Origin of the sequence: Mycobacterium sp. GA-1199 (assembly GCF_001500045.1) — a bacterium.
Taxonomy (GTDB): domain Bacteria; phylum Actinomycetota; class Actinomycetes; order Mycobacteriales; family Mycobacteriaceae; genus Mycobacterium.
Window position 1 is genome coordinate 1 of record NZ_LQIX01000013.1, and the last position, 18,080, is coordinate 18,080.

An 18,080-nucleotide genomic window follows, 5' to 3' on the forward strand; every position below is an offset into this window, starting at 1 on the left:
CCGGCGCGACCGCGGTGCAACTGATTCCGGAACTGGCGAAGAAGGCGGCCGACCTGACCGTCTACCAGCGAACGCCGGTCTGGGTGGTACCCAGGCTCGACTTCCCGATCCCCGCGCCTGTCAAGCGACTGTTCGCGCGGATTCCGTTGACGCAGCGCGCACTTCGGGCCGTCACCGATGTGATCTACGAGTTCTTCCTTTTCGTCGGGCTGCGCCACCGTCAGCTCCTGTTCCGCCGGCTCAACATCGCCGCGTCCGATGTGGCCAAGATGCACCGGTTCTTCTCCGTGCGCGATCGCGAACTCCGCAGGCAGTTGACCCCCGACTACGACTTCGGCTGCAAACGCCCGACGTTCTCCAACAGCTACAACCGCGCATTCACGAGACCGAATGTGCACCTTCAGAGTTCGGGAATCGAACGCATCGAACCCGACGGCGTCGTCACCGCCGACGGAACGAAGATTCAGATCGACACGCTCATCCTGGCGACGGGCTTCGATCTGTGGGAGGCCAACATCCCGGCGATCGAGATCATCGGACGCAAGGGTCGCAACCTGGGGAAGTGGTGGCGCGACACGAGGTTCCAGGCTTATCAGGGCGTCACGGTGCCCTACTTCCCCAACTATCTGAGTTTGGCGAGTCCTTATGCGTTCCTCGGGCTGAACTTCTTCAACACCGTGGAATATCAAATGCGTCACATGGATAGGCTGTTCGGCGAGATGAAGCGCCGGGGTGCAACGACATTCGAGGTCACCGAGGAAGCCAACGCCCGCTACCTCGATCGGATGACCAAGCTGATGGGCAACTCGGTGTTCATGGCCGGCAACTGCGCGGGTTCACGATCGTACTATTTCGACCCCAACGGCGAGGCCACGTTGCTGCAGCCGGTATCCACCCGCAGAGCCATCAGAGAGGCGTCACAGTATCCTCTGAGCGACTACCGGATTGCGTGAGCAGAGAGGAACACCTAGCTGTGTCACTTCAGGAATCGAGCAGCGGTTCGCGCGCGGCCACGTTGGCCGGCCTGGGCCTGGCCGGCGTCGGGCTCAGCCACTTCGTCAAACCCGAGTTGTTCGAATCCATGACGGTGCAGGCATTCCCACGCAACACCCGCCAGTTCATCTACGTGAACGGCGGAATCGAGACGGCGCTGGGACTCGGGCTGGCCGCCCGCAGAACGCGCAAACTCGCGGTCGTCGGCACCGTCGGTTACCTCGCCTACTTGGCCGGCAACGTCGCGCGCAACCGGTAGCGGCCCAACAGCGTCACATCCAGCATCCGCTGCAGAATCGCCCGGTTCTGCGTCGAGTTCTCGTACCGCATCAGCCGGCCCAGGTCGATCACCAACGCCATGGCCGCGTGCACGGCGAACCTGGCCTGACCCGGCGTCCATTCCGGGCGCACGACGACCACCAACTCCACCATCGATTCCACGGTGGTGCGCTGCATGTTGCGCAAAATCTTCTGGTCCGTCGGTGACATGTGCAGCCGCTCGGAGTAGTAGACGTAGTCCAGTTCGGGATGTGCGAACGACCTGGCCACATAGGCGTCGATCACCGCGGCAAGGGCGTCCTCGGGGTCGGCGTTGGCAGCGGTGATCGCGGTCAACTCGTCGGAGAGCCGGTCGGCCGCGCGCCGGAAGACGGCGGCCAGGATGTCGCTCTTGCCCGCGAAATAGCGGTAGATGCCCGATGCCGGCATGCCGACCGCCGCGGCGATGTCCTCCATACCCGTGTCGCGGTATCCCTTGGTGTTGAACAAGCGCATGGACTCGTTGAGCAGCGCTTCATATCGCGACGGCTCGACGGCGGTGGGAACCGGTGCGACCGGCCGCTCGGTGACGTCGTCGCAGTCTGGCAACTCGGTGGCGGCAAGCGTTTCGGCGAGATCGGACAGCAGCGCGCGCACCTGGCCGGCGGGCAGCTTCGCCCGGTGGTCGACGATGCTGCCGGCGACCGACAGGACCGCGATGGACAACGTCCACCGTTGATGCGACGTCAGATCCGGACGCATCGCGCAGATGGGGCGTTGGATGCGGCGGTTGACGGTGCGCATCTGCGCAATCAGGGACGCTTGATCGTCGCCCCGCAGATATCGCGCCTCCCAGCGATACAGCCCGCCGGACTCCCGGTTCGCCATCGCGGTCTCGATGAGCGCCGCGGCCACCCGGTGCAGTTCCAGTCCAGGGTCCTCGAGATCGCTCTCGTCGATGAACGCGGTCGCATCCACCAACTGCTGCCCCAGATTGAGCACGGCATCGCGGAACAGGTCGTATTTGCTCGCATAGTGCCGGTAGAGGGCGGCCGCCGAGATCCCGACCCGCGATGCGATTGACTCCATGCTCACGCCGTAAAAGCCCAGGGTGCTGAACGCCTCGGCGGATGCCCGGGCGATCTGGGCCTTACGGTCCTTCGGCCGGCGCCGGACCGCGTCACCGCTCGCCGGCCGAGTGCGCGACATGGCAGACACGATATCGGAACGATCTCGTCCGTACCGGTCCAGTACCGTTGCCGGTAATCGCGCGAACTTGTCAGCCCACGCAGAATGACGATTAACATAATGGTGTGTTCGGCGCGCTCCGCAAGCTATTGGGCTTTCAGGTCACGATCGGGGAGTTGATCACGGTGGCGCTCGTGCTCGGCACCCCGTACCTGCTGGTCGGCGTGTTCTGGTCGACCACCCACACCGACCACCTGCAGGGGATGACCGGTGCTGACCTGGTGGTTTCGTATCTGGGGTCGATCGCCTCATGGCCGGTGCTGCTGTTTGCTGACGTCTGCATGACATGAACGGGGGAACACCTTGTCCGACCACCACCACCGTCTCGCCTGGACCGGGATCATCGCCGCCGTCGTATTGGGCGCTGCCCTGCTGGCGATGAACTTCCCGGTGTTCCTGGACAGCTACGACCAGTACGGCTGGCAGGTCAAATGCGGGACGGGATACCTCACCGACATGACCCAGGCGGCCGCGGCAGGCAGCGACACCAACTACGTCGAGCAGTGTGAGTCCGCGCTGCTGATGCGACGGCTGTGGACGGTGCCGCTGGCCCTGTTCGGCGGTGCCGGTCTGCTCGTGGCGCTCGTCGCCTCGGCGACGACCTCGGCCCGCGATTCGTTGCAGCCGCACCACAACAACGCCTGATCTAGCATTCCGGCGTGAGCACGCCGGCCGGCCCCGCGCTGCCACGCCGGCTGGGCACCTTCGACGCGGTCGTCATCGGGCTCGGGTCGATGATGGGCGCGGGCATCTTCGTCGCGGTCGGACCCGCCGCCGCGGCGGCCGGTTCGGGACTGCTGATCGGCCTCGCGGTCGCCGCCGTGGTGGCCTACTGCAACGCCACCTCGTCCGCCTGGCTGGCCGCGCGATACCCCGAGTCCGGCGGAACCTATGTCTACGGGCGTGAGCGGCTCGGCCGGTTCTGGGGATACACCGCGGGGTGGAGCTTCATCGTCGGCAAGTCCGCATCGTGCGCGGCGATGGCACTCACGGTCGGCAACTACGTGTGGCCCGAGGCCGCCCGTGGGATCGCGGTCGGGGCGGTCGCCGCGCTGACCGCACTGAATTACGCGGGCATCCGGAAGTCGGCAATGCTGACGCGCGTCATCGTCGCCGTGGTACTGGCCGTGCTGGGCACAGTGGTGGTCACCGTGTTGGGCTTCGGGGAGGTCGAGTGGACCCGCCTGTCGGTCGACGCCGACGCTTCCGTCGCCGGCGTCCTGCAGGCCGCTGGATTGTTGTTCTTCGCGTTCGCGGGCTACGCACGGATCGCGACACTGGGCGAAGAGGTCCGCGACCCCGCCCGCACCATCCCCCGCGCGATACCGTTGGCCTTGGGCATCACGCTCGTGGTGTACGCCCTCGTCGCCACCGCCGTCATCGCCGAATTGGGAAGTGCGGCAACGGCGTCAGCTGCCGCACCGCTTGCCGACGCGGTGACCGCGGCCGGCTTTGCCGCTCTGGAGCCCGTCGTGCGGGCCGGCGCCGCGGTGGCCGCGCTCGGGTCGCTGCTGGCGCTCATCCTCGGGGTGTCGCGTACGACGCTGGCGATGGCGCGCGACCGCTACCTACCGAACATTCTGGCGCGCGTCCACCCGAGGTTCGGCAGCCCGCACCGCGCCGAGGTCGTCGTCGGCGTCCTCGTGGCCACGCTGGCGGCCACCGTGGACGTCCGCACCGCGATCGGCTTCTCGTCGTTCACCGTGCTCGTCTACTACGCGATCGCCAACGCCTCGGCATGGACACTCGGCCGCCGGGTGGTCCCCGCGGTCGGGCTGGCGGGTTGTGTGGTGCTGGCGTTCCTGCTTCCGGCGTCGTCGGTCCTGGCCGGCGCTTGCGTGGTGCTCGCGGGCGCGCTGGCTTACCGTCTTAGACCGTGATCGAGCTGACCTGGAAGCGCGTCGAGGCCGACACCGGCGATGACTTCGTCGTCGCACCCGACGAACGACTCGGGTGGGGCCGGACGATCGGGCTCGGCGCCCAGCATGTCGTGGCCATGTTCGGCGCCACCTTCGTGGTCCCCGTGCTCACTGGCTTCCCACCGGCGACGACGCTGTTGTTCTCAGGCGTCGGGACGATTCTGTTTCTGCTCATCACGGGCAATCGATTGCCCAGTTACCTGGGTTCGAGCTTCTCCGTGATCGCACCGGTCACGGCCGCGGTCGCCTCGCACGGAACGGGCAGCGCCCTGGGCGGTCTCGTGGCGGTGGGCCTCGCGTTGGTGGCGATCGGGGGAGTCGTCCACCTGGTCGGCACGCGCTGGCTCGACGTGACACTTCCCCCGGTGGTCACCGGCGCAATCGTCGCGCTGATCGGCTTCAACCTGGCGCCCTCGGCCAAGGCCAACTTCGAGCAGGGTCCGGTGGTCGGACTCGTCACCTTGGTGCTCCTGGTGGTGACGCTCGCGTTCTTCCGCGGCATCATCAGCCGATTGGCCATCTTCCTGGCCGTCCTCGCCGGATACGTTCTCGCGCTGATGCTCGGCGAGATCGACACCGCACCGATCGCCGCCGCTCCGTGGCTCGGTCTGCCCGAGTTCCAGACCCCGACGTTCAGCCTCGCGGTGTTGCCGATGTTCCTGCCGGCGGTGATCGCCTTGGTCGCCGAGAACATCGGGCACGTGAAATCGGTCGGCCAGATGACCGACACCGATGTCGACCCCGTGATGGGCCGCGCGTTGGCTGCCGACGGCGTGGCCACCACGCTGGCGGGTTTCGGCGGCGGGTCTGCGACCACCACCTACGCCGAGAACATCGGTGTGATGGCGGCGACGCGGGTGTATTCCACCGCGGCGTACTGGGTTGCGGGCGCCGTGGCGATTCTGCTCTCACTGTGCCCGAAGGTCGGCGCGGCGATCTCGGCGATCCCCGCCGGCGTGCTCGGCGGCGCGACCGTGGTGCTCTACGGGCTCGTCGGTGTGCTGGGAGTCCGGATCTGGCTGACCAACCGCGTCGACTTCTCCCGCCCGATCAATCAGATGACCGCGGCCATACCGCTGATCATCGGCATCGCCGACTTCACCTGGCACGCAGGCACATTGACCTTCACAGGAATCGCGTTGGGTTCGATAGCCGCGCTGGCGGTCTATCACGGTATGCGGCTGTTGGGATTCCGCCAGGCTAGCGAGCGGCCCGCTGCCGTTGGTCCGGGGGCGGAACACCGTTGACGCCGTCGACCGAGGCCGCATAGCTCGCGACCGCGTAGGCGACCGCGGGACCCAGAACCGAGAGCGCGTCTCGGTTGACGTTCTCGACCGTGTCGCGCTTGGTGCGGTAGTTCGGGTCGAAGGGGACCCCCGCCCGGCCGCCCCAAAGCCGGGCCTGTATCTCGCTTTTACGCTGCGACGAACCGGCTGTCAGACCGCCGATCGGCACTCCGGCGGCGAGAAACGGGTAATAGTCGGTGAATTCGCTCAGTGGCATGTCGGCGGGTCGTACCCCCGCCGTGTTGAGGTAGCCGGCCAGCATCCGCTCGATACCGGCCGACCCCATGGGTACCGACTGTGCGGGGATCGCCGGGTTGGGCGTAGCGGACTGGTCACCGTCATACGTGAAGTAGCCCGCATTGGGCGAACCGAGCATGTCGAAGCCCAGATACAGTGCGATGTCACGAAGTTCGTCGGGCGAGAGTCCCTGGACGTAGTTCGTCGGTCCGGCCAAACCGTTCTCTTCCGAGGCCCAGAATACGAAGCGCACGGCGTTGGTCACCCGGGGCTGCGAACCTAGTGCCGCCGCTGTCTCGAGCAACGCCGCGATGCCGGTCCCGTCGTCGTTGATCCCCGGGCTCGCCGCCGAGCTGTCCAGATGCGCGCCCGCCAGCACGACGTTCCGTGCATCGCCGGTTTTGGTCTGCGCCACGAGGTTTCGGGTCTTCTTCATCACCGGTTTGCGGTCCAGTACGAGGCGTACCGGTGCCGAGGTACGCCGCAGGGCGGCGTCGGCCTCGCGGCCGATGACCCCGACGGGCACGGTCAGGTCCTGGTAGTAACCGGGTGTGAACAGACCCGCCGGGCTTCCGCTGCCACCCGGCGAGCTGACGACCAGTAGGCCGACGGCGCCCTCCGACACGGCCGCGTTCTGTTTGGCGACCACCGAGCACCCCGTGTCGTCGACGACGGCGATCGCGCCCCGCACCGAAGCGCCGTCGTAGTCGCCGGTACGACAACCGGCCGGCTTCGTCGGCCGAAGTGTCACGGCGTTGAGTCCGCCGGGCGGCGTGGTGATCAGGAGAGAGGCCTGGTCGACGGGATATTCGCGCCCACTGACCCGCATCGACGGGTTGCCGCCCTGACTGCGGTCGAGCAGTTCGAACTCCGGAGTCTGGACGTCGAATCCCTTGTCGCGCAGGAATTGCGCAACGTAATCGACGGTGGCGTCGTATCCCGGCTTGCCGTTGGCGCGGTTACCGCCGTGGGTGTCGGCGATCTGCTGCAGTTGCTGCAGGTGGGTGTACATCGCGTCGGCGGTGACCTTGTCAGCCATCTCCTGCGGGGACGGCGTTGTCGGATCCGGCGACGAGCACGAGGTCATCGCGCCGACGACCCCGACGACGACTGCGACAACGACTCCCGCGCGGGCCGCCCATGTCCTCATGACGCGAGCGGGTGACGAACGCGCAGATCGCGCGTGGGAATTCCGTTCGGCCCGCCCTGGTCCTGGGCGTAGATACCGACGGCATAGGACACACCCGCTCCATGTATGCCCAATGCGGTGCGGTCGATGTGTTCGAGGGTGTCCGATTCCTTGTGGTAGTTGGGGTCGAACGGCTGACCCGCCTCACCGCCCCACAGCTCGGCTTGCTCGGGCGTCATCTTGGCCTCGGCGCCCGAGAAGGTGCCACCCGCCGGGATGCCCGCAAGGGTGAACGCGTCGTAGTCGGAGCGACCGTCGAAGCTGGTGTCCTCGGCCGGTTTTCCGGCCGCGTCGAGGTAGTCCACCAGCGTGCGTTCCACGCCCGCCGCCCCTTCCGGCACCCGGGTGATCGCGCCTTCCTCGTCGGGCGGTAGGGACTGGTTCCCGTCGTAGGTGAAGTAGCCGGGGTTCGGCGAGCCCACCATGTCGAAGTTCAGGTAGAGCGAGATGTCCTTGAGGGCATCGACATCCAGCGACTCCAGATAGTTGTTCGATCCGAACAACCCGACCTCCTCCGCACCCCAGAAACCGAACCGTACCGCGTTATGGACGTTGGGGGAACCGCCCAACTGCACTGCGGACTCCAACACGGCCGCCACGCCGGATGCGTTGTCGTTGATACCTGGGCCCTCCGCGACGCTGTCCAGATGCGCACCGGCCATCACGACGTTTGCGGTGTCACCCGTTCTGGTCTGGGCGATGACGTTGCGGGTCCGCTCCTTACGCACACCCGCGTTGAGCTTGAGGGTGACGTCACGTGGTTCGGCGCGTAGCCGGTCGCCCTCGGTCTTGGTGATGCTGACAACCGGGATGCTCGTATCGGTGTCCTCACCGAGCGTGCCGCCCATCTCGTCGTTGTCCTCGTTGTTGGCGACTATCAGCGCGACCGCTCCACGTTCGGCGGCCGCCTCTTCCTTGTCCGAGAACTGGCACGTGCCGCGGTCGACGAGCACGACGGCGCCCTCGACGGGTAAGCCGTCGTAGTCGGAGACGGTGCAGCCCGGAGAGTCCTCGACGCGGGCGGGCACCAGCGGACCCGACACCCCGTCCGGCGGCGTGCCGATCGTGAAGTTCAGCGGTCTGGCCTTGACGGCGGCGCCGCCAACGGTCAGCGCGGGTTCGTCGGCGAACGGCAGCCGCACCTCGAACTCCGGCGTCTGGACCTCGAACCCCTTGTCGCGCAGGATGTTAGCCACGTAATCCACGCTGGCGTCGTAACCCGGCGTGCCCAGTGCACGATTACCTTCGTTGTCGTCGGCGATCTCCTGCAACCGGACCAGATGCTGGTACATCGCATCGGCGGAGGTTCGCTGGGCGAGCGACCTGGCGAAGTCGACGGCGGCCGGTGACACGCCCGCTTGTGTGGTGGGCGGCTGCACCGCCGGTTGCTCCTCGTCACGGCCGCAGCCCCCGAGCGCGATGACGCCGGTCGAGATCAGGGCGATTGTCTTCAAAAGCTTTGTGTGGCTCATTGCCCACTACGTTAGCGTCGCTAGGGCGCTAGCCCGCCACCTGCGCGGCAATGAGGTCGGCAACGGCGCGCATGCCCGCGGCGTTGGGATGCAGCGGCGCGGGTCTGCCCGGTAACGGCAGCCCGAACCGGGTCGTCCACGGTTCGGGCGACCACGCATGATGCGAGCGGCTGTGCTCGGCGGCCCGCACGAGTCCGCAGCCGGTGGCCGCGGCCGCCTCCGCGGTGAGCCGTTCCAGCGTGTCGGCGACGTGGCGACCGGTCGCCACATCGGTGTCGGACAGCGGCGGTGCCGGCACACCCGGCGGTGGTAGCAGCGTGAGGTAGTCGACGAACAGCACCGTCGCGCCCGGTGCGCGGGCCCGCACCGTCCGGCCGACCTCCTCCAGAGCCACCGCGACCTCCCTCAGCGCGTCCTCGCGCGCCCCCGAGTCGAGCTGGGCGCGCAGGACCTTTCCCAGCAGCGGAAACCTGCGGAAAGCCCGTGGCAGGCCCGCGGCGAACAGCATCGGCACGTAGCCGACGTCGTTGCCGCCGATGGTCACCGTCACCAGTTCTTCTGACCCGGTCAAGGCCGAAATCTGCGGCGGCGCACCGTGTTGCGGTTCGGACAGGACGTTCGCGGTGGTCGCACCGGAGTACGTCACGTCGACGAGGTCGAGATTCAGCCTGGCGGCTACCAGATGCGGATAGTTGCGCGACGACCGGCCGGCGGCCCAGGGTGCGCTGTCGGCGCGGGGTCCGATCCCGGGACCCGCTGCCATCGAACTGCCCAGCGCCACATAGCGACTCATCGGGACGGGCTGGATGCCTGCGCCCAGAACCGCTTCGGGATACGGCCGGCCTGCCGAGCCAGGCGTCCGGCTCTGACCGCAGCGGCCATCGCCGCCGCCATGGTCGGCGGATCGGCGGCACGCGTCACGGCGGTGGCCAAAAGCACGGCGTCACAACCTAACTCCATCGCCATCGCGGCGTCGCTGGCGGTGCCGATGCCCGCATCGAGCACCACCGGTACCGAAGCGGCATCGACGATCATCTCGATGTTGTGCGGGTTGGCGATTCCCAATCCCGTTCCGATCGGCGAACCCAGCGGCATCACCGCCGCGCACCCGATGTCCTCGAGCCGGCGTGCAAGCACCGGATCGTCGTTGGTGTACGGCAACACCGTGAAACCGTCGTCGACCAATTGCTCGGCCGCCCTGACCAGTTCGACGGCATCGGGCAGCAGCGTGCGCTCGTCGGCGATGACCTCCAGTTTCACCCAGTCGGTGTGCAGCGCCTCGCGGGCGAGTTGCGCCGTCATCACCGCCTCGGCCGCCCCGCGGCAGCCCGCGGTGTTCGGCAACGGGGTGATTCCCAGCCGGTTGAGCAACTCGAGCACGCCGGTGCCGCCGTCGGCGTCGACGCGCCGCATCGCCACCGTCGTGAGCTCGGTGCCCGATGCGACAAGCGCTTCTTCGAGCACGGCGAGATTCGCCGCGCCTCCGGTGCCGAGGATGAGCCGCGAACCGAACTCGCGGCCCGCGATGGTCAACTTCGCGACCGATGCTGCGCTCGCGCGCAGGGTATCGGGGCTAGCCACCCTGCACCGCCGTCACCACCTCCACACGAGCGCCGTCCGAGAGTGCGGTGTCCCAGTCCGATTTCGGCAGCACCGACCAGTCGACCGCGACGGCGATGCCCTTCTCCGGAAAGCCGAGACGCTCCAGCAGCGCGGCGACCGTCGTCGAGGCGTCCACTTCCACCGCTTCGTCGTTGACGAGTACCTTCATCTCATTGCTCCTCGCGTGCGCGTCATCTCATTGCTCCTCGCGTGCGCGTCATCTCATTGCTCCTCGCGTGCGCGTCATCTCATTGCTCCAATCGTGACATCGAGTTCGGCCGCGATCCGTTCGGCCGTCCAGGGCGCGAGAAGAAAGCCGTTGCGCCCGTGGCCCGCCGCGACCAGTGTGCGCTCGTCGAGGCGTTCGACGAGCGGTAATCCGTCCGGCGTCATCGGCCGCAGGCCCGCGGCGCATTCGGCGAGTTCGTACTCGCCCAGCGCCGGCATCACCGCGCAGGCGTCATCGAGCAGTTCCCGCACTCCTGTCACCGCGGGCGCGGTGTCGCGGCCGTGTTCGTACTGCGTGGCGCCGACGACGACCCCGTCGGCGCGCGGAACCAGGTACACCTGCCTGCCGTGCACCCTGGCCCGAATGACCCGCTGCGGCACCGGCATGCAGCCGCGCCGCCACCGCAACCGCAACACCTCACCCTTGACCGGCCGGATGGGCAGGTCGGGCCACAGCGTCGGGGCGTCGATGCCGTTGGCGATCACCACGGCGTTCGCCTGCACCTCGGCGAGTTCGGACACGGGGGGCGCCCACTGCACACCAAGCCCTTCACACTGCACGGCCAAGGCTCGCACCAGCAGCCGATTGTCAACGGCCAGTTCGGTTTCGGCGCGAAACCCATGCCGGATGCCCTGGGCGAGCAGCGGTTCGATGTCGCGGGCCGACGCCGTGGCCGTCACCGGATGCCCTTGGGCCGCAAGCCACTCCCCCACTGTTTTGAGGTCGCTCGCATCTGCGCGGTCGACGGCGACCACCAGCGATTCGCGTGCGGTGACCACATCGTCGGGCAGCCCGTCAAGGAAGCCGCCGTGCCACAGGTGCAGCGACTCCAGGCCGAGCTGCAGCAGCTTCTCCTCACCGGGCCAGCCCTCGCTGTGGGGTGCGAGCATGCCGCCTGCGACCCACGACGCGCCGCGCTCGCCGGTGCGGTGCACGCGGACATCCCAGCCGGCGCTCAGCGCACGCCGCGCGACGGCCAGGCCGATGACGCCGCCGCCGATCACGGCCAGGCTTGCTGCGGTCAACATCCCCTCCCTTCGCCGGCATGACCCGGATCAGGTGCGACGGTAAGGGCAGGTTCGAATGCCCACTCTCAGTCCCCGCTCCCGGGACTCCCGCGTTCGTCAACCCACAGTACCCGCTGGTTAGGCCCCCAACGACGAGCCGCTAGCGTCGCGGTGTGCACCAACCTCGAGAACGCCTGGCCAGCGCGTCGCTGTACCTGTGCACCGACGCCCGGCGCGAGCGCGGCGACCTCGCGGAGTTCGCCGACGCCGCCCTCGCCGGCGGGGTCGACCTCATCCAGCTGCGCGACAAGGGGTCGCCGGGCGAACAGCGGTTCGGCCCCTTGGAGGCGCGTCAGGAGCTCGAGGCCCTCGAGGTGCTCGCCGACGCGGCCCGCCGCCACGGCGCGCTGCTGGCCGTCAACGACCGCGCCGACATCGCGTTGGCCGCCGGCGCCGACGTGCTTCACCTGGGCCAGGACGACCTTCCGTTGGCGGTGGCGCGCGGCATCGTCGGCGAGGGGCCGGTGATCGGGCGGTCCACCCACGACGTCGTTCAGGTCGCGGCGGCGGTGGACGAGGCCGTCGACTACTTCTGCGTCGGCCCGTGCTGGCCCACGCCGACCAAACCCGGCCGCGCTGCGCCCGGGCTGGAGCTGGTCCGGCACACCGCCCAACTTGCTACGGCCAAGCCGTGGTTCGCGATCGGTGGAATCGATGCCGACCGGTTACCGCAGGTGCTGGACGCAGGCGCGCGACGCGTCGTCGTGGTGCGGGCGATCACGGCGGCCGAGGACCCTGGTGCGGCGGCCTCGTCGTTGAAGGTGGCTTTGCAGGCGGCGCTCAGAGCTGGGGGTTGACCAGGAGCGGGATCGACGTGAACTCGTCGCGCAACCGCTGCCAGCTGGCGGCGAATCCCGGGTGCAGCGGCAGCGTCGCGACGTCGTCGACGGCAACCCAGCGCAACTCGGCGCTCTCCCGGTTCGGCACGGTGGGCAGCATCTCCTGGGCGTCGGCGATGACCGTGCTGTAGCTCCAACTGACCCCGTCGCCCGCGACGATCTTGGTCTGCACCACCTTGCGCACGGTCAACTGCTCGGCAGGCAGCCCCGCTTCCTCATGGGCCTCCCGGATGGCGGCCTGCTCCGCGGTCTCGTGGCTGTCGCGAGCCCCGCCGGGCAGACCCCAGGTGTCGCCCTGGTGGCTCCAGGCCGCCCGGTGCTGGAGCAGCACCACCGGGCTGCCGTCGTGGCCGGGCGCCCGCAGCAGCAGACCGGCCGCACCGTACCTGCCCCAGTAGGCCTGGCCGTGGGAAACCACCCATCCGTCACCGTCGCCACGCACGCCTCAACAATAGGGCCGCCCGGCCTGCCGGAAACTCTTAGACTTCTTTCATACAGTGGGAGCGGTCGAAACGACGAGCCGGAAAGCGATGCTGATGAGGTCCGCGCGCACGTGACTGTGGAGTTGGCGCACCCGTCGACGGAGCCGCTCGCGTCGCGGTCGCCGTCGACGCCGGCACAACAACGCTGGTGGTTTCTGTGGACCACGCCCGGCCGGATCCTGACCATCGGGGTGGTGCTGTCTGCGCTCGTCATCGCCAGCGCGTTCGCCACGTCGACGACGATCAACGACCGCCAGCAGGCGCTGATGACGGTGCTCAACCACACCGAGCCGCTGTCCTTTGCCGCCGGCCAGCTCTACACGACGCTGTCGGTGGCCGACGCCGCGGCGGCCACGGCTTTCATCGCCGGGGCGGAACCGCGCGACGTCCGACAACGGTACGAACAGGCGATCACGGACGCGTCGGTGGCCGTGACCCGGGCGTCGAGCGGGCTCACCGACGAGGACCTGGTGCAGTTGCTCGGCCGCATCAACGCGGAGTTGTCGGTGTACACGGGCCTGGTCGAGACCGCCCGCACCAACAACCGTTCGGGTAATCCGGTGGGTTCGTCGTACCTGTCGGAGGCGTCGGCTCTGATGCAGACGCAGATCCTGCCCGGGGCCCAACGGCTCTACGAGGAGACCTCGCAGCGCGTCGACGCCGAGACCAGCGCGTCCACCCGGATCCCCGGCCCGGTCATCCTGGTGGTGCTGGCGACCTTGCTGTTCGGGGTGTTCGCCAACCGTTGGCTGGCCCGGCGCACGCGCAGGCGGATCAACATCGGCTTCGTCGCCGGCGGACTGGCCGTTCTGACCATGTTGATCTGGGTGGGCACGGCCCTGGTCATCTCGACCTCCGACAGCCGCAGCGCCAAGGACACCGCCGCCGAGTCGTTGAAGACGGTGACGAACCTGGCGATCACCGCGCAGCAGGCCCGTGCCGACGAGACGCTGTCGTTGATCCGGCGCGGCGACGAGACGGTGCGCAAACAGTCGTACTACCAGCGTATCGACATGATGCAACAGCAGCTTGCGGACTACCTGGCCCGCGAGGACGCCATCGACAAGACCGACCTCGCCGAGGCCGAGCAGTTGTTGAAGCGCTGGCGCGCCGCCGACGACCGGATCAACGCCTACATCAGCGTCGGCAACTACCAAGCCGCCACGCAGGTGGCGCTGGGCACCGGTGCTGACGATTCCACGCCCGCGTTCAACAAACTCGACGAGGCGTTGAGCCAGGGCATCGAAGAGAGCCGCGGGCAACTGCGCGACGACATCATCAACGCGCACCGGGTGCTGTCCGGCGCGACCGTGGGCGCCGCGGTGCTCAGCGTCGTCGCGGCGGTCGCGGTGGCGCTGGGGTTGTGGCCGAGGTTGAGTGAGTACCGGTAATGAAGACGTTCTTCGGCCTGCTCGTCGCCGCCGCGCTGGTCCTCACCGGATGCGGCCAGGCGACGTCGGTGACCTCCACACCCGGCGTGACGCTTCCGCCGCCCACCCCGGCGGGTATGGAGGAGTTGCCGCCACAACCGGTGCGCCCGCCCGTCGACGACACGGAGGACTGTGACCGCACGGCGAGCCTTCGGCCGTTCAGCGATCGGGCCCAGGCCGAGGAGGCTGTCGCGAACATCCGCGCCCGGGGCCGTCTGATCGTCGGCCTGGACATCGGCAGCAACCTGTTCTCGTTCCGCGACCCGATCACCGGGCAGATCACCGGGTTCGACGTCGACATCGCCGGTGAGATCGCCCGCGACATCTTCGGAACCCCGTCGCAGGTGGAGTACCGGATCCTGTCGTCGGCGGACCGCATCGCGGCGTTGCAGAACAATCAGGTCGACGTCGTCGTCAAGACCATGACCATCACGTGCGAACGCAAGAAGCTGATCGGGTTCTCGACGGCGTATCTGACTGCCAATCAACGCATCCTGGCGCCGCGCGACTCGACGATCCGGCAGGCGTCGGACCTTTCGGGACGCCGCGTGTGCGTCGCGAAGGGCACCACATCGCTGGAGCGGATCCGTGAGATCACGCCGCCGCCGATCATCGTCGGGGTGGTCGCGTGGGCCGACTGCCTGGTGGCGTTGCAGCAGCGGCAGGTCGATGCCGTCAGCACCGACGACTCGATCCTCGCCGGTCTGGTGTCACAGGATCCTTATCTGCACATCGTCGGTCCAAGCCTCAACCGCGAGCCCTACGGCATCGGGGTCAACCGGGAGAACACCGGCCTGGTCCGGTTCGTCAACGGCACGCTCGAACGTATTCGCCGCGACGGCACCTGGAACACGTTGTACCGCAAATGGTTGACGGTGCTCGGGCCGGCGCCGGCTCCTCCCGTCGCGAGGTATTCCGACTGATGTCTGAGACCCAACTGCACGACTACGACGACGAGGGCCCGGGCACCCAGCCGGCGAGCTTCGACGATATGGGCATGGATTCGGCCTCGACCATCCGCCCGATGGCGACCGAGGCTGTGTTCCGGCCCCATCTCGACGACGATGACGGTGGGTCGGCGGGCACCGGAGACACCGAGCCGCAGGAGCAGACCACCACCACGACGCGGGCGTTGTCGCGGACGCGCCGCCTGGGCGGTGGGCTCGTCGAGATCCCGCGGGTGCGGGCCAAGGATCCGCTCGAAGCGCTGATGACCAATCCGGTGGTCGCGGAGAAGAAGCGCTTCTGTTGGAACTGCGGCCGCCCCGTCGGCCGTTCCAGCGAGGGCAAACCTGCCCGGTCGGAAGGTTGGTGTCCGCACTGCGGCAGTCCGTATTCGTTTCTGCCGCAACTGAATCCGGGTGACATGGTCGCCGACCAGTACGAGATCAAGGGCTGCATCGCACACGGCGGCCTCGGCTGGGTCTATCTGGCATTCGACCACAACGTCAACGAACGACCCGTCGTGCTCAAGGGTCTGGTGCATTCCGGCGACGCCGAGGCGCAGAAGATCGCGATGGCCGAGCGACAGTTCCTCGCCGAGGTCACCCATCCCGGCATCGTGAAGATCTACAACTTCGTCGAGCACGCAGACCAGCACGGCAACCCCGTCGGCTACATCGTGATGGAGTACGTCGGCGGCACATCGCTCAAACAGGCCAGGGGCGAGAAGTTGCCGGTGGCCCAGGCCATCGGCTACATGCTCGAGATCCTGCCCGCGCTGGGCTATCTGCACTCGCTCGGCCTGACCTACAACGACCTCAAACCCGAAAACATCATGATCACCGAGGAACAGCTCAAGCTGATCGACCTCGGTGCGGTGTCGACCATCAACTCGTTCGGCTACCTGTACGGCACCCCGGGGTATCAGGCTCCCGAGATCGTGCGGACGGGGCCGACGGTGGCCACCGACATCTACACCGTGGGCCGCACCCTCGCAGCGCTGACGCTGAACCTGCGCACGCGCAAGGGCCGCTACGTCGACGGGTTGCCCGAGGACGATCCGGTGCTGGCCGAGTACGACTCGTTCGGCCGTGCGCTGCGCCGGGCGATCGACCCCGATCCGCGGCGGCGTTTCGGAAGTGCGGACGAGATGTCCGGACAGCTGCTCGGCGTGCTGCGTGAAGTCGTGGCGAAGGACACCGGATCACCCAGACCCGGTCTGTCCACGGTGTTTTCGCCCACCCGGTCCACGTTCGGCATCGATCTGTTGGTAGCGCACACCGATGTCTATCTCGACGGGCAGGTGCACTCCGAACGGCTGACCGCACAGGAGATCGTCAGGGCCCTGCCCGTACCCCTGGTTGACCCGACCGACGTCGGCGCACCGGTGCTGTCGGCCAGCGTGGTGAGCCAGCCCGTGCAGACCCTCGACCAGCTGCGGGCGGCCAGGCACGGGGCGCTGGACTCCGAGGGCATCGATCTGTCGGATTCGGTCGAACTGCCGCTGATGGAGGTGCGCGCGCTGCTCGACCTCGGCGACGTCGCCAAGGCCACCCGCAAACTCGACGACCTCGCCGAGCGGGTGAGCTGGCCGTGGCGGCTCGTCTGGTTCAAGGCCGTCTCCGAACTGTTGACCGCCCATTACGACTCGGCGACAAAGCATTTCACCGAGGTGCTCGACACGATGCCCGGCGAGCTGGCCCCCAAACTGGCCTTGGCCGCCACCGCTGAGTTGGCGGGCACCGCAGACGCGGGCAAGTTCTACAACACCGTGTGGTCGACCGACAACGGAGTGATTTCGGCAGGGTTCGGCCTGGCCCGCGCGCAATCGGCCGCCGGTGAGCGCGACGATGCGGTGAAGACACTCGACAAGGTGCCCGCGATGTCCCGCCATTTCACGACGGCCCGGCTGACCAGCGCGGTCACTCTGCTGTCCGGTCGGTCGTCGAGCGAGATCACCGAACAGCAGATCCGGGACGCCGCGCGGCGCGTCGAGGCGCTGCCCGACAGCGAGCCGCGGGTGCTTCAGATCCGTGCGCTCGTGCTGGGTACCGCGATGGACTGGCTGGCCGACAACACCGCCAGCACCAATCACATCCTCGGGTTCCCGTTCACCGAACACGGATTGCAGCTGGGTGTGGAGGCCTCGCTGCGTGCGCTGGCGCGAGTGGCACCGACGCAGGCGCACCGCTACGCGCTGGTGGACCTGGCCAACAGCGTCCGCCCGACCAGCACGTTCTGACGGTCAGGCGACGCTGGCGGTCGCGATCTCGTCGCGCAGCGGGGCGATGGCTTCGAGGATCTGACCGGCCGTCTGGGCAGGCACTCCAGCAGCGGCGAGACTTGCGCTCAAATGGCCCGCGACGAGGTTGAAATGGTGGACGGTGATCCCGCGGCCCTGGTGGACCCGGCGCATCGGCGCACCGGTATACGGTTCGGGCCCGCCCAGCGCGGCGGCGAAGAACTCGACCTGCCGCCCCTTGAGTCGCGCCATGTTGGTTCCGGTGAAGAAACCGGCCAGCTGATCGTCGGCCAGCACGCGGTTGTAGAAGTCCTCGACCACGCCTTCGAGGGCCTCGTGGCCGCCGATCTGCTCGTAAATGTTCGGCATGTGTGCCCCTTCGCCGCACCGGATGGGCCCATTGCAGCCGACGGCGGTTGCGGCGAGATTTCGGCATGTTGCCGGCGGGGCAAATTCATCCTCACCGCCGCCACCCCGAGCGGCGTCAGAACTACGGATTCAGTGGCCCTTACAGCAAACCGCACCGCAGGAGGCCTCGACTTTACGGGATTTGCCCATGTCGTAACACTCGATGGTGGCACCGCGGATTTCGTAGTAATCTGCATCACAGGTTGAGGTCACAGCCAAACTGCAGAGGTCATCGGG

Annotated in this window: 19 protein-coding genes; 10 read left to right on the forward strand and 9 right to left on the reverse strand. The window is 67.8% G+C overall.

Features of this window, described 5'->3' with window-relative positions; all coding sequences use genetic code 11:
• The coding region (locus AU198_RS11365) for a flavin-containing monooxygenase (protein ID WP_064348241.1) at positions 1-953 on the forward strand (953 nt) is incomplete at its 5' end.
• A gap of 20 nt (positions 954-973) precedes the next feature.
• Positions 974-1,252, forward strand: coding sequence for a DoxX-related protein (locus AU198_RS11370; RefSeq protein WP_064348242.1), 279 nt, complete (start codon positions 974-976; stop codon positions 1,250-1,252).
• Here the strand turns inward: AU198_RS11370 and AU198_RS11375 are convergent.
• A complete protein-coding gene (locus AU198_RS11375) occupies positions 1,219-2,460 on the reverse strand; it encodes a TetR/AcrR family transcriptional regulator (RefSeq protein WP_064348243.1) in 1,242 nt (413 codons plus the stop codon). The two genes, AU198_RS11370 and AU198_RS11375, sit on opposite strands and share 34 nt — an antisense overlap.
• A gap of 104 nt (positions 2,461-2,564) precedes the next feature.
• On the opposite strand from AU198_RS11375, the gene AU198_RS11380 reads away from it, so the two are divergent.
• The 4 genes from AU198_RS11380 to AU198_RS11395 are packed head-to-tail and all read left to right on the forward strand — an operon-like array spanning position 2,565 to position 5,665.
• A complete protein-coding gene (locus AU198_RS11380) occupies positions 2,565-2,789 on the forward strand; it encodes a hypothetical protein (protein ID WP_064348244.1) in 225 nt (74 codons plus the stop codon).
• Between the two features lie 13 nt (positions 2,790-2,802).
• Entirely contained in the window at positions 2,803-3,144 is a 342-nt protein-coding gene (locus AU198_RS11385) for a hypothetical protein (protein WP_064348245.1), read from the forward strand.
• Positions 3,145-3,158: 14 nt separating this feature from the next.
• Complete coding sequence (locus tag AU198_RS11390; RefSeq protein ID WP_156431567.1) at positions 3,159-4,379, forward strand: APC family permease; 1,221 nt, start codon at positions 3,159-3,161, stop codon at positions 4,377-4,379.
• Complete coding sequence (locus tag AU198_RS11395; RefSeq protein ID WP_064348246.1) at positions 4,376-5,665, forward strand: uracil-xanthine permease family protein; 1,290 nt, start codon at positions 4,376-4,378, stop codon at positions 5,663-5,665. The genes AU198_RS11390 and AU198_RS11395 overlap by 4 nt, the downstream gene beginning before the upstream one ends.
• On the opposite strand, the gene AU198_RS11400 is transcribed toward AU198_RS11395, so the two are convergent.
• The 6 genes from AU198_RS11400 to thiO all read right to left on the reverse strand — a co-directional run bounded on the left by AU198_RS11400 (position 5,619) and on the right by thiO (position 11,458).
• Positions 5,619-7,091: a M28 family peptidase gene (locus tag AU198_RS11400; protein ID WP_082690978.1), complete on the reverse strand. Its 1,473-nt coding sequence runs from the start codon at positions 7,089-7,091 to the stop codon at positions 5,619-5,621. The two genes, AU198_RS11395 and AU198_RS11400, sit on opposite strands and share 47 nt — an antisense overlap.
• Positions 7,088-8,602 carry a M28 family metallopeptidase gene (locus tag AU198_RS11405; protein ID WP_064348247.1) on the reverse strand — a complete coding sequence of 505 codons (1,515 nt, stop codon included), beginning with the start codon at positions 8,600-8,602 and terminating at the stop codon, positions 7,088-7,090. Before AU198_RS11405 ends, AU198_RS11400 begins: the two co-directional genes overlap by 4 nt.
• A gap of 28 nt (positions 8,603-8,630) precedes the next feature.
• Positions 8,631-9,395 (reverse strand): SGNH/GDSL hydrolase family protein, encoded by a 765-nt coding sequence (locus AU198_RS11410; protein WP_156431568.1) that lies wholly within the window; start codon positions 9,393-9,395, stop codon positions 8,631-8,633.
• Complete coding sequence (locus AU198_RS11415) at positions 9,392-10,165, reverse strand: thiazole synthase (protein ID WP_156431575.1); 774 nt, start codon at positions 10,163-10,165, stop codon at positions 9,392-9,394. The genes AU198_RS11410 and AU198_RS11415 overlap by 4 nt, the downstream gene beginning before the upstream one ends.
• A gap of 10 nt (positions 10,166-10,175) precedes the next feature.
• On the reverse strand, positions 10,176-10,373 hold the full coding sequence (gene thiS / locus AU198_RS11420) for a sulfur carrier protein ThiS (protein WP_064348250.1): 198 nt from the start codon (positions 10,371-10,373) through the stop codon (positions 10,176-10,178).
• Positions 10,374-10,447: 74 nt separating this feature from the next.
• Entirely contained in the window at positions 10,448-11,458 is a 1,011-nt protein-coding gene (gene thiO / locus AU198_RS11425; RefSeq protein WP_502689283.1) for a glycine oxidase ThiO, read from the reverse strand.
• Between the two features lie 155 nt (positions 11,459-11,613).
• Here thiO and thiE point away from each other — a divergent pair, with 155 nt between their 5' ends.
• On the forward strand, positions 11,614-12,297 hold the full coding sequence (gene thiE, locus AU198_RS11430; RefSeq protein WP_064348252.1) for a thiamine phosphate synthase: 684 nt from the start codon (positions 11,614-11,616) through the stop codon (positions 12,295-12,297).
• On the opposite strand, the gene AU198_RS11435 is transcribed toward thiE, so the two are convergent.
• Positions 12,281-12,781: an NUDIX hydrolase gene (locus AU198_RS11435; protein WP_064348253.1), complete on the reverse strand. Its 501-nt coding sequence runs from the start codon at positions 12,779-12,781 to the stop codon at positions 12,281-12,283. The two genes, thiE and AU198_RS11435, sit on opposite strands and share 17 nt — an antisense overlap.
• Before the next feature lie 111 nt (positions 12,782-12,892).
• Here AU198_RS11435 and glnX point away from each other — a divergent pair, with 111 nt between their 5' ends.
• The 3 genes from glnX to AU198_RS11450 are packed head-to-tail and all read left to right on the forward strand — an operon-like array spanning position 12,893 to position 17,435.
• Entirely contained in the window at positions 12,893-14,212 is a 1,320-nt protein-coding gene (glnX, locus tag AU198_RS11440) for a protein kinase G-activating protein GlnX (protein WP_064348254.1), read from the forward strand.
• Positions 14,212-15,174: a glutamate ABC transporter substrate-binding protein gene (locus AU198_RS11445; RefSeq protein ID WP_064348255.1), complete on the forward strand. Its 963-nt coding sequence runs from the start codon at positions 14,212-14,214 to the stop codon at positions 15,172-15,174. The genes glnX and AU198_RS11445 overlap by 1 nt, the downstream gene beginning before the upstream one ends.
• Positions 15,174-17,435, forward strand: coding sequence for a serine/threonine-protein kinase PknG (locus AU198_RS11450; RefSeq protein WP_064348256.1), 2,262 nt, complete (start codon positions 15,174-15,176; stop codon positions 17,433-17,435). Before AU198_RS11445 ends, AU198_RS11450 begins: the two co-directional genes overlap by 1 nt.
• Before the next feature lie 3 nt (positions 17,436-17,438).
• Here the strand turns inward: AU198_RS11450 and AU198_RS11455 are convergent, their stop codons facing one another.
• The gene (locus AU198_RS11455) at positions 17,439-17,804 is read right to left on the reverse strand and encodes a group I truncated hemoglobin (protein WP_064348257.1); all 366 of its coding nucleotides are present in this window, start codon (positions 17,802-17,804) and stop codon (positions 17,439-17,441) included.
• Between the last annotated feature and the right edge of the window lie 276 nt (positions 17,805-18,080).